Raw genomic sequence first — 11953 nt, 5'->3', positions numbered from 1 at the left:
GAGATTTTAAAAAATCAAATTCAGCAATGGGAGCAATTAAAATATCAGCTGTCGTTACAAATTGACCAAGCGAAAGAATGGAAGCCAGATTTAGAACAGCGGTATATGAATGCCTGTAATACGGTAGACCGAATCCAAGAACGATTGGAAAAATTGTACGCATATAATGCTCATTCAGCCTCTATTTTTCAGAATTTTATGCTAGTTTAGGTGAATTAGATGCGGGATTATCTGCTATTGAAACCAGTGGTGCATGGAATCCAAGCACAGGCACTTTCAATATTAATCGATTAAATATGACGTGGGCGAAACCAATTCAAGAGCGTTGGACAAGATGAGAGCAACAGATTAAAGCAGCGAAAGACAAAGAAGTGAAAAAAGCTCTTGGGAATTTAGATGGATATACGATTGTTTGTACCAATTTGGGCAGTACCAAAGAATGGTATTTGATGAAAAACGGCAAGATTCTTCCGCCAAAAGAATACCCAGAATTATATCGACAGCTAGATAGATGTAAAGACGGGTTAAGTAAAGACCGTTATCGAGTGGAAGAAATAAAAGTTATCAAAAATGAAGTACCGTTATCACTTATTTTTGGTGGGCCTTTAGGTTTGCTTGGTAATGTTGGGAAAATTGGGCAAGGAATTGACGCCATCAGAAAAGGTCTAGGAATCATAAAAGTTGGACAATCCATTGTGAATCAGATTCAGTCAGCACCGAGTTTGAATGCTACGAAAGAACTTGAAACTAATAAAGAGGGCTGGGATGGACAAGATACAAACTTAAATGATGTTGATTTAGATAATTTACCAGAAGGATGGTCTAAAACAGAGAATAAAGGACATACCCATGTTCGTGATGCAGAAGGAAAACTTAGAATTAGAAAAGATCCAGCAGATGGAGTGACTAATTATGATCATAAGCACTATTATGATAGAAACAAAGTGCCTTTAGACAAGCATGGAAATCCAGTAAATAGAAAAAGTCCAGATGCTCATATACCACTGGACTAAGCAGGGGGAAAGTTAACTATGAGTGATGTGGAAGAAATACAAAAAGAGATTGACAAGTTATACTATTGGGATGCATATATTTTGAAATTAGAAACGACAGCTTTCGGTGATAAAGTAGAATTAGTTTATCATGATTCTGATGAAGAGGGCGTGAAGTATATTTTCAAAGAATGTTACGATGTTAAATTAGAACATGATATTACTTATACAAAAGATTTGGATTATGAAAAGCTTAAACTCGGGCAAATTCCTTATTATATTCAAAATGTTAAGGTAGAGAAACAGGAGCGAGAGGGGAAAGAGCTGTATCAATTTGAAATAGATGCTTGGCCAATGAAAGCACAAATCTTGTGTAGAAAATTTGATGCATCCATAGTTTCGGTCAAAGAATTATTGAATAAATTCGAAAAATAATTTTTGTATATGCTTAAAATTTTTAGCTGAACTAACCGCTAGATTCAAAAAATACAAACTAGACATTTACCCTTTAAAAATAAGAATTGTATGTAAAGCTAGATGGGTGGATGGATTCTAGCGAAAGAAGTCTTGATAACAGATGTTGAAGAGTGACAATATAGAAATTGAAAATAATGATGTCTATGTATTAGGTATAACAAAAAATTACATTGTAGTAAATAATAATTATAATGGATTAGTTGTTTTAGATAGAGATTTTTCTTACCTAAAAAATATAGATATTGATGAAGATATCGTGATATATCAGTTATTTTCGTCAGAAATGAATGATTATGTTATTATTCAAGATATCGAAAGTGAGACACTCTACTCAATTGATATGATAACTGATGAGATTTTACAAGTGAATTGGAAGTTGATTTTTGATAATTATTATTATGTGCAAAAAGATACGTTTTATTTGAAATCTAAAAATAGTCAGTATCTGTTTGATTATCAAAATTTGGAACCTAAATTACAAAAAGAAACAGAGGACAACAATAATATTATTTTAGCAAGTAGCCAAGAAGACATTTTATACTTAAAGAACACAAATGAGATTACTTATAAGGACAAGATAATAGAAGTTTCTGGTGATCATGATTACGGATACGGAATTGAAAAGAATCATATCATTAAATACTCAGAAGAAGTTTTGTATTTGTTTTCTAAAGATAGTTGGCATCCAATATTTAAAGTAAAAGAAGATCACTCGATTCGGAAATGTGTTATTTCTTTTGAATATATTTATGTACTTGTAAATAACAAAATGGACATAAGTAAGAGTGAAATTCAAAAAGTTCGTTTGTAAACCATTAGAGGTTAACTCCAGAAAAACATAGAGTGCGTAACAATCATCTGATGCGGATGATTTAAAAATAGTATATTCTGACGTGCAAGACAGTTTATTTGGTTACGAATGATTGAAATTTAGTCAAATAGTGTGAAATTATTGGCAGTTGATTTTTCGACAAAAAGCTGTTATTATTACACCTTAATGTAGATTGAGATTTTGGGATAATAAACCAGGTCTTAAAAAGGCGAGAAAAGCTTCACAGTTCTCAAAACGTTAATTGCGATGATCGTTCGAGTAAACGAGTTACGAGCATCTTACTGGGCGAAGCTTTGCTGAGCGGAGTTACCTTAACGATAGTCGTTGCGAATTTATTCGCTTACGAATACAGTATGGGACGGAGATTTCTCAGGAAATCCAGGCCCATTCAATTAGAATGTTTCAAGACACTTTCCAGTTTTTGGAAGGTGTCTTTTTTATACCTTTAGCTACGAAAATAGGGACGAGTTTTTCAATTCAATCATTTTTGTTCGACATCAAAATTAAATGAAAATCAAGGCTATGATGGAGAAGCTTTTTCATTTTAAAACTCCAAAAACCTATTAGTTTATGACTGTTTTCCATTTAGCAAGGTTTAAAAAAAATTAATAATGGTATAATTATTTATAAAGTTTTTTGATGATAGCGGAAAGCTAACTCTGTTTAATAAATAAGGGGTGTGAAAATGGGAATTACAGTAAGTACAGATGAAAATGCAGTAGCTAAGTTTACTGGTGATGTTCTTAGTGCGAAGACAAACATAGGTTTTAAGCCAACAAGTAGTATTCATGCATCTACAAGTCCAGCGACAGATGAACTGAAAATATTAATGACTTCTTTTCAACAAACAGTCAATGCTTATAAAAATTGTTTAGCTACTGAAATTAGGAATGTTGAATCCGTGCATAATGCAATTAAAGAAACGGATAAAAAAATAAAAGACAGTATCTCTGAAACAATTCAGGCGTGAGGTGTATAACATGGACAAAGAATTATTCGGCTTGCGAATGAAAGTAGAAGAAACAGAGGAAGAATTGAATGAACTAAAAAAAAGTGTTGGAGAGATTCCATTTGCTTATGAGGCATGTCAAAAAGCAATAAATCAACAAAAAGAAATTTGGGAACGCGTATTACATTTTTCCAAAGGAACGGATTCAGAACGTCAAGTCTATCAAAAATTAGAGGCATTAGAAGATAAGCAAAGGAAATTTACAAGAGCATTCTCAATGGCAGATGAAGAAATTGAAAAAGAATTAGCTGATAGAAAAGCAAGGTATGAAAGAGCAGAACAGCTATTTGAAAAAGGCAGAAGGGAGGTACTAGATGAAAATAATGTATGAGGAACTAAATGCGGTCAAAATGAGTATTAGTTCTGAACGATTAAATACGGTAGGGAGTTTTAATACGATAACAAGTGCTATTGATGGATTAGCTGGAAATAGAAATCTATTGGGGAATGGTTGGGTTTCAACAGTAAGTCATTTGCAAGCTTATCAAGAAATAGACAAGGCTCTATTCAATGTATATTATGAAATGGACAATAGTTTAAATCGCTATTTAGCAGATTTTGTTGGAGAGGTTGGAAAAACCGATGAATTGCTAGATACGGATGATTTAGAGGATTTGTTTAGAGAGTTACAAATTGCTCAAAATGAGTACTCTAATTTAATGAATAGTTTGGCTGAATCAATGAAAGGTGTTCCTATATTAGGTGATTTTTTCAAACAGCAAAGTATTGAGCCGATTAAAGAAGAAATAGAGATATTGAAGAAATATCAAGCTTTTGAATCTACCCATTCCGCCCATTATTCTGAACTATCTAGTTTAATAAATGATGTGAATACTGGATTAGCTCAATTAGGGAATCCAGCAAATTTTCTTAATCCAAGAGATGGTTATAAAATCTTAGATTATAGCAATCAGAAATGGTATAAGAATTTAAAAGGATACAATGAAAAACAACCAGCAAGTAGAGTAGAAACAGTAACAGAGTTAGATCATGCTGGAAATGTTATTTATGTTGTGTATACGAATGGTGTAAAAGATGAAAAATTAACTCAAAAGTTAACAGAAGCAATGAAAGAAAGTTGGCTTGATCGGAGTATAGATGCGATAGATCGATTTTTAGATGTTGTGGGAAATGTAGCGAAAACAACATTAGGAGTTATGACGACTATTACAGGTATTGTTGGCACGATTGGAGGATGTGCGGTAGTCACGCTATCTACTGGTGGAATAGGTATTTTAGTGGATGGGGTGATTGTTACCGAGGGTGTTGCATTAACAGCTGCTGGAATAGCAGTAACTGTTGATGGGATTAATGGGTTGACAACAAGCAACTTTGCTTCTAACGGTGGGGGGAATTACAACAAAAAGTTTCCAAAAGGGAATAAAGAATTTAAAAAGACTTTTGGAACGGATAAAAATGCATTTCATAGGGATATTAAGCCTGATATTTTAAAAGATGTAAAGGCTGATACTAAATGGAAAAAATGGTTATTTCAGAATGGAACAAATCCAGATATCGGAGTAGATAGTTTAGGAAATATTGTTTTGAAAAGCACAAAAAACGGAAAAGATATTGTAACTAATTTGAAATTAGAGTGGTATTTATTACCGTAAAGGAGAGAGAATAATTTGTCATATAGTATAGAAGTTGTAGTTGTGAATCAAGAAGAAAATAAAAGTTTATCTAAGGATTTATCTGTTCAGTATGTCAATGAATATGAAAGCAGTGAGCCAAGAGGGTTATATAAATGGCCATTTATGAGTAGTGTTTCAGGGGTTTGGTATACAATTGGAACTGATGATGATGGTACTTTTTGGGCACTTCAAATGGTGGATACAGATTTTGATAAACATTTAGCAGTTAGTGCACCTTGGATAAAAGATGAAGAAGAATTAGAAAATTTTACACCAGTAATTATTAAAGAAAACTATCTAAATGATTTTGAACAATTATTGGCTGAAATGCTAGAAGTATCTCCAATGAACACAATAATGATTTTACCTAGATATCAAGGTGGAGATACGGAAATAATTCAAGGGACTATTTCTCTTAAAGAATACATCCAATTGATAAAAGAAGAGAAAATTCCGTTCAATGTTTGTACAATTGTAAAAAAGTAGGTTAATAGTAGTATAAAAAGGTCAAAACATCATGTTTTCGGTCTTTTCTTAGTTTAAGTAGAGAGCGAACGGGAAGTTATAATTCTAGCGTTCAGCCACCTAAATTGACTAAAAAAATATTAAAATGGTTACAAGATATAGGTTGGAAACTACCTTAATATGAAGGAGTAATAACATGGGAAATATAGATGAATTTATTGCAGAGTGGCAAGGTAGCTCTGATGAAGTCTATTCAGAACATATTGATTTTTTTATCAATAAACTAACTTACAACTATGAGGATTGCATAGCAATAATGAAAGAGGTGAGAACCAAATTAAACTACAGGGCTCTAAATGATTCAAAATTAATGATAAGAATTCAATGTGGGCATTCAAAAAAAATTCAAGACTGGGGACAACAATTTTGGCAGTTAGTAGATGCCAGTTTAACACCTCCAGAACTTTTTATTGGAAAAGGGGATTCATTTAAGTCTTGTGTGTCAAGTCGACAGATTGATTATTCAAAACAAATAGAAAACATTGAAAATTATGTTGTATTTTATCCTATTGAAGGTGGATTCGTTCGATGTCTTGATTTAATAGAAAAAGAGGTGCCAGATGTCTAGTATTATTGATTATTTAGAAAAAATAGAAAAACAAAAGAGTATATTTGTGTATGTAGATGATTTACTTTTGAAAGAGGAAATCACCTATGCTGAACTGGTATTTTTGTTAAATGAGTTTGCTAAGAATCTGCCGACAGATCAATTTTTACAATGTCAAACTTCTTCAGAAACTGAAATTAGTGTAAATGACAGTAAAGAGTTATTAAATTTATTAATTGATACTGAGTGGGATATGCCAAGTATTGAAAGTAGTCAGAATTTAATTTGGCATCCGAAAGAAAATGAGAGGGTTATAACTATTGAAGGGTTATCGGAAACATTGGTAGCTGTATATTATGTACAATCAAATGAGCACTATTTAACAGTAGTGTCTAAGGAAGTTTTTAACAATAGAAGTGTTTCTACGGATGTTTTGGAGTTGCTTATTCAGATTTCTAATGGAGACATGGCTATTTTAGATAGTAGCTATTGTATGGGCAAGAAAAAATTTAAAGAAGTCATAGACTATTTGGTTAAGGTTGAGTATATTTTTGTTGTTAGAAAAAATTTAGTTGATAATATTGAATCTATCGCAATAGAACCAATAATTGATTGGAAACAAAAAGAAAATTATAGCGTAGAGTTTACAAATAAAGGTAGAGAATGTTATACGAATAAAGATTTAGGAATTGGACTAACGACATTCATTAGTGGTGTCCAAAGTTAGATAAAACCCAATTATAGGATAACTTTAGAAAAAAAGGCTCATTGTCAACTAGTGTTGGTGAAGAAAAAACAATAGAATAGTGTAAAGCTAGAAAAAGTTTGCAGAAAGATTATTTCTCTGCAGGCTTTTTCTTTTTCATGGGATTGAAGAGGGTTTTTCCTGAGGGGGAATAGAATTCTCAGTTTAAAGTTATTGAAGCTTCAAAAGCCATACGCATTTCGTTTCAATACTTTAATGTGATTGTTCAAACACTCTAAGGAACTGTTAGAATATGCCTGTTCAAGTGCGTTTAAAATGCATTATTGATAATGTTTAAACATCTTAATTGTTGTCGTTTATTTCTCTAGTAGGTGAGAATAGTTCTGTTCTAAAAACTCTTGAAACCATTGGGGGAGTTTTTGTCTGAACCGCACTAGAAAGTCTTGGAAGACGTCATATCCTTGCTTGAGTTCTGGGCTATATGCATAGGATAGCAAGCGGTCTTGAGTCAAAGGTTAGTTCATTGGTAATGAAGTTAAGTTAATTAGCACAATTTTTTGTATCAGAGGGATAAAGAGTATTAAAAAAAACTTAGTCAAGTTGAGACGGAGCTGTTCCATACTAAGTAGTCATAATGAGGGTGTGGGTACACTTTACTAATTATTAGCGGACATACTAATAAGGTGAAATATGGATATAATTAAGTTTAAAGTTTATTGTATCAACTAGTAAATTCTAAAGAATCTAGGTATTATTCTCACTCTATGTGGTGGAGGATTTTAGTAATTATAGATAAGATGAAACGTATATTGAATATATTTGATACGTTTCATTTGCTTGTCCACTTATATGGACATTTTAATAAAGTAAACGCTATCATTTTAGTGGTATTGTTTTATTAAGGAGTTGAGTGTTATGAAGTTAAGCAAGAAAGAATCAGATTTACTTGAACTTTTTGTCTTAAAAGATACTAAACTTACTGCCAAAGAAATAGCCGACTCGTTAAGCATATCTTCAAAAACTGTATATAGGCTAGTTCATAAAATCAATGAAGCCAGTGAATTTGGTATTTTGATTGAAACGTTTATTGGCAAAGGAATGAAATTGAATTATCGTAATTATTTGAAGTATCGCTCCATATTTAAGCAAAGTGATTCAGAAACAGAAGAGAGGGTTATATCAGTGTTAATGAACTTACTAAGTAGCTCTCCTATTCTTATTTCGATTGAGAATTTATTTCAACCATACTTTATTTCTTCAGAAACTCAATATAAAGATCTTGAAAAAATAAAAAAGAAACTTAAGCAATTCGATTTAAATTTAGAAAGAACAGGAAAGAAAATTAGAATTATAGGAAAGGAACAGAGTATTAGAAAAGCAATTTATCACATGTTATTAAAAACAGCTATTACAGATCAAGACTTTTATGTAATTGATAATATGAATATTAGTCAATATGATATTGATTTTTTGACTACTCAATTGGAATTAATTGAGAAACAAGCAAAGGGAAATATACCTTATCCATATAACATTAATATATTTTCACATTTATATATTTTAGTTATGAGAATAAGAAACGGATTCATCCCTAAGGACAGAGAATATAAGGAATTAGATGAGTATGAGCTAAATTTGAAAGAATCTAACCAAGAAATTTATAAAGTTTCTCAAAAAATAGTAAGGAATTTAAGCCATTACTTATCAGAACAAATTGATGAAATTGAAGAGTTTTATTTATTTCAATACATCATATCTTCAGGCATTGAGGAACAATCATTCGAATTGTATTCAGTTGGCCAATTAAAGCTAATATTTGAAGATGCGATCGATTTTGTGAGTGAACACATGAATCTAGATTTTTCAAATTTAAAAGAAGATAAAAGTTTTTATAATCATTTTAGAGTGATGTTGTACAGAAATAAGAACAAGATAGTTATTGTTAATAATTTATTAGGAGAAATAAAAAAGGAGTATCCAGAACTATTCGAATCAGTAAGAAAATTAGGTTGTTACTTATCAAGGAACTATTCATTAAATTCAATATCTGAAGATGAGACGGGGTTTAATATGTTATATTTTGCTAAAGATTTTGAGAAACTAAAAACAAAAAAGAGAATAATTATTATGTGTAGTAGTGGTGTTGGAACAAGTGAACTATTAAGAGTTAAGGTTCAGAGAAATTTTCCGAATTTAGAAATAGTTGATATAGTCTCAGTTAACCAATTTAAAAACAAATATACAGAAAAAAAAATAAAAGTTGATTTCATTATTTCAACGATAAATATTAACTTGTATAACTTAATTTTAGAAGTACCAGTTGCTTTAGTAAGTGCTATGTTTACAGGAAAAGATCAAGAAACTATTCGAACTATGATGGAGGGAAATTAAATGGAATCAATTGATATTAAAGAAGTAATTAGTCAGGATTTAATTATTGAAGAACTGAATGTGGAAACAAAAATAGAGGCATTGCAAGCATTAGTTAAATTATTGGATGCACAAGGTTATTTAACCGACCCAGAAGAATTTTTAAAAGATGTGCTATTAAGAGAAGAGGAAGGAGTGACAGGATTAGGTGATGGTATTGCTATTCCACATGGCAAGTCTGACGGGGTCAATAAAACTGTAATAGCAATTGGTAAAAATAATAAAGGTATTGATTGGAGTTCATTAGATGATGAATTAGTTGAAGTTATTATTTTATTTGCGGTAAAAAAAACTGATGAGACAACACTACACATTAAAATGCTTCAAAAAGTAGCGATTCTATTAGCAAATGAGGAATTACTACACAAATTAAGAAAGGCTACAACAAACTTAGAGATATATGAATTATTAACAAAATAGAAAGTGGAGGTTTTGATATGAGACTAGTAGCAGTAGTTGCCTGTACATCAGGAATAGCGCATACCTATATTGCGAAAGAAAAATTAATAAGTGCATCAGAAAAGAGAGGTCATACGATTAAAGTAGAAACTCAAGGAACTATTGGCGTTGAAAATGAGTTGACTAGTGATGACATAAAAAAAGCAGATGTTGTTATCATGGCTACGGACATTCAAACAACGGGTAATGAACGCTTTGATGGTAAGAAAATAATTAAAGTTCCAACAAACGTAGCTGTAAAAGCCGCGGGTCAGCTTATTAAAAAGATTGATAATGAATTTAATAAGGGGGATTAACCATGAAAAAGGTGTTGAATGAATTAAAGAGGCACGCACTGACAGCGATTAGTTATATGTTGCCACTAGTTGTCGCTTCTGGTTTGTTAATTGCTATAGGTAACTTGATGGGGGGCCAAGTTATTGAGGATTATACCCAAAGTTTTACAATCGCTAGTGCGCTGACTAGTTTAGGTGTTATGGGTATGGGATTGCTAGCGCCATTTATTGCTGGGTATATTTCATATTCAATTGCTGAACGACCTGGTATTGCTCCAGGATTCTTGATGGGAATGATAGCGAATGCATTAGGAGCAGGTTTTTTAGGGGGAATGATAGGCGGATACTTAGTAGGTTACTTTATTTTATGGATGAAAAAAACGTGGAAAGTTCCTAAATGGGCAGATGGATTATTGCCAATGATGATTATACCTACAGTTTCTTCAATTGTTATTGGGCTTGTTATGTTTTTTGTTATTGGAGGACCTATTGCTTGGATGACTGACCTATTGGTTGCGTTCTTAAATAATTTAGATAAGTCATCAAGAGTCGTCTATGGTTTTATTTTTGGTGTATTAGGTGCATTTGATTTTGGAGGACCAATCAGTAAAGTACCTAATTTAATGGCTGATGGTTTATTGATGGAAGGTATTCTAGAGCCTGAAGCAATTAAAGTAATAGGTGCAATGGTGCCACCGATTGGTGTAACTCTAGCTTGGGTATTTTCTAAGCTTAGCAGTAAGAGAATATTTACTAAAGTAGAAGAAGATGCGATTAAAGTAGCATTTCCTATGGGATTAACAATGATAACTGAAGGTGTAATACCCATTGCGATGAATGATTTACTGAGAACAGTTTTTGCTTGCAGTATGGGAACAGGGATAGCAGGAGCAATTAATTTCTATTTCCAAAATGGTTCGCCAGTACCATCGGGAGGAGTATTTGTTATTCCAGTTATGACTAAACCATTAATTGGACTGTTAGCTTTAGTTGTGGGATCAATTGTTACCGGAGTGATTTTAGTACTGATTAAGAAGAATATTAGTGATGACGAATATAATTCTACTCAATTAGAGGAAGAACAAGAAATGGATTTATCTGGATTTAGCTTAAATGGTTAAAAAATATAGAAACAAAGGTGGAGAAAAAAATGTTAATTTCAATGAAAAGAATGTTAGAAGTAGCGAAAGAAAATAAATTTGCTGTAGGTGCCTATAATATATCTGATTCTAATATTTTCAAATCAGTGATAGAGAAAGCTGAAGAATTAAATGCTCCAACTATTATCGCTATTCACCCAGATGAGCTAAGTTTTTTAACAGGTGAATTTATTGCTTACGTTAGGGAAAGGCTATGTAACAGTCCTGTGCCATTTGTGCTTCATTTAGACCATGGAGGTTCTGTTAAAGATGTTATGATAGCTATTAATCATGGTTTTACTTCTGTAATGATTGATGCATCGCTACTACCTTTTGAAGAAAATATAGCAATTACTAAAAAAGTTGTGGAAATTGCTCATACAGTAGGTGTTTCTGTAGAAGGTGAATTAGGAACGATTGGTGATACAGGAACATCAATTGAAGGTGGCGTTACTGAAATTGCCTATACTAAACCTGAAGAAGCCAAAGAATTTGTTGAAAGGACAGGAGTAGATACACTTGCAATAGCAATTGGAACAGCTCATGGTATTTATCCAGAAGGATTTGTTCCTAAATTAAAACTAGATCTCTTAAGTGAGATTACAGCAGAAGTGGATGTGCCATTAGTGTTGCATGGAGGGTCTTCTAACTCAGATGATGAATTACGAATCGCCATTGAAAAAGGAATTCAAAAAATTAATATTTCAAGTGACATTAAGAAACCTTATTTTGTTAAATTACAGGAAATTTTAAATAATGATTTTTTCTGGGAACCAAATACTGTGTTTCCGCCGTGTATCATAGAATCTAAAGCTGTAGTGGAAGACAAAATGAATTTATTTAATTCAGTTGATAAAATAAGGCATTTTAATTAAATAATTAAGAATATGTGATATCAAACTCTTGATAAAAAAGTGTTTTGTTAATC

General features: G+C 32.0%; 16 protein-coding genes. 15 read left to right on the top strand and 1 reads right to left on the bottom strand.

Features of this window, described 5'->3' with window-relative positions; translation table 11 throughout:
• The 10 genes from BCR26_RS18435 to BCR26_RS02485 form a co-directional block, all read left to right on the top strand.
• Positions 1-210 (top strand): hypothetical protein (locus tag BCR26_RS18435; protein WP_169818847.1); only part of this gene is annotated, 210 nt, incomplete at its 5' end.
• 161 nt (positions 211-371) lie between these two features.
• Entirely contained in the window at positions 372-1013 is a 642-nt protein-coding gene (locus BCR26_RS18695; protein ID WP_209591809.1) for a hypothetical protein, read from the top strand.
• 18 nt (positions 1014-1031) lie between these two features.
• The gene (locus tag BCR26_RS02520; RefSeq protein WP_069697393.1) at positions 1032-1427 is read left to right on the top strand and encodes a hypothetical protein; all 396 of its coding nucleotides are present in this window, start codon (positions 1032-1034) and stop codon (positions 1425-1427) included.
• Positions 1428-1569: 142 nt separating this feature from the next.
• Positions 1570-2280 carry a hypothetical protein gene (locus tag BCR26_RS02515; protein WP_069697392.1) on the top strand — a complete coding sequence of 237 codons (711 nt, stop codon included), beginning with the start codon at positions 1570-1572 and terminating at the stop codon, positions 2278-2280.
• Positions 2281-2986: 706 nt separating this feature from the next.
• Entirely contained in the window at positions 2987-3271 is a 285-nt protein-coding gene (locus BCR26_RS02510; protein WP_069697391.1) for a hypothetical protein, read from the top strand.
• Positions 3272-3281: 10 nt separating this feature from the next.
• Entirely contained in the window at positions 3282-3641 is a 360-nt protein-coding gene (locus BCR26_RS02505) for a hypothetical protein (RefSeq protein ID WP_069697390.1), read from the top strand.
• Entirely contained in the window at positions 3625-4923 is a 1299-nt protein-coding gene (locus tag BCR26_RS17905) for a T7SS effector LXG polymorphic toxin (protein WP_084386991.1), read from the top strand. The genes BCR26_RS02505 and BCR26_RS17905 overlap by 17 nt, the downstream gene beginning before the upstream one ends.
• Positions 4924-4938: 15 nt before the next feature.
• Positions 4939-5430, top strand: a complete 492-nt coding sequence (locus BCR26_RS02495) for a hypothetical protein (protein WP_069697389.1) — start codon at positions 4939-4941, stop codon at positions 5428-5430.
• Positions 5431-5605: 175 nt separating this feature from the next.
• The gene (locus BCR26_RS02490) at positions 5606-6037 is read left to right on the top strand and encodes a hypothetical protein (protein ID WP_069697388.1); all 432 of its coding nucleotides are present in this window, start codon (positions 5606-5608) and stop codon (positions 6035-6037) included.
• On the top strand, positions 6030-6743 hold the full coding sequence (locus BCR26_RS02485; RefSeq protein WP_069697387.1) for a hypothetical protein: 714 nt from the start codon (positions 6030-6032) through the stop codon (positions 6741-6743). The genes BCR26_RS02490 and BCR26_RS02485 overlap by 8 nt, the downstream gene beginning before the upstream one ends.
• 200 nt (positions 6744-6943) lie before the next feature.
• Here the strand turns inward: BCR26_RS02485 and BCR26_RS19195 are convergent, their stop codons facing one another.
• On the bottom strand, positions 6944-7039 hold the full coding sequence (locus BCR26_RS19195) for a transposase (RefSeq protein WP_084386992.1): 96 nt from the start codon (positions 7037-7039) through the stop codon (positions 6944-6946).
• 598 nt (positions 7040-7637) lie between these two features.
• Between BCR26_RS19195 and BCR26_RS02480 the strand changes: the two genes are divergently transcribed.
• Genes BCR26_RS02480 through BCR26_RS02460 form a run of 5 tightly spaced genes read left to right on the top strand, consistent with a single transcriptional unit; the run spans position 7638 to position 11900 of the window.
• Positions 7638-9113: a BglG family transcription antiterminator gene (locus BCR26_RS02480; RefSeq protein ID WP_069697386.1), complete on the top strand. Its 1476-nt coding sequence runs from the start codon at positions 7638-7640 to the stop codon at positions 9111-9113.
• Entirely contained in the window at positions 9114-9572 is a 459-nt protein-coding gene (locus BCR26_RS02475; RefSeq protein WP_069697385.1) for a PTS sugar transporter subunit IIA, read from the top strand.
• 17 nt (positions 9573-9589) lie between these two features.
• A complete protein-coding gene (locus BCR26_RS02470) occupies positions 9590-9907 on the top strand; it encodes a PTS fructose transporter subunit IIB (protein ID WP_069697384.1) in 318 nt (105 codons plus the stop codon).
• A gap of 2 nt (positions 9908-9909) precedes the next feature.
• Positions 9910-11007: a PTS fructose transporter subunit IIC gene (locus BCR26_RS02465; protein ID WP_069697383.1), complete on the top strand. Its 1098-nt coding sequence runs from the start codon at positions 9910-9912 to the stop codon at positions 11005-11007.
• Between the two features lie 29 nt (positions 11008-11036).
• On the top strand, positions 11037-11900 hold the full coding sequence (locus BCR26_RS02460) for a ketose-bisphosphate aldolase (RefSeq protein WP_069697382.1): 864 nt from the start codon (positions 11037-11039) through the stop codon (positions 11898-11900).
• Positions 11901-11953: the final 53 nt, after the last annotated feature.

The sequence above is a fragment of the Enterococcus rivorum genome, from assembly GCF_001742285.1.
GTDB classification, from domain to species: Bacteria; Bacillota; Bacilli; order Lactobacillales; family Enterococcaceae; genus Enterococcus_L; species Enterococcus_L rivorum.
Note: the sequence above shows the minus strand (reverse complement) of the source record. Positions and strands in the feature narration are given on the sequence as shown.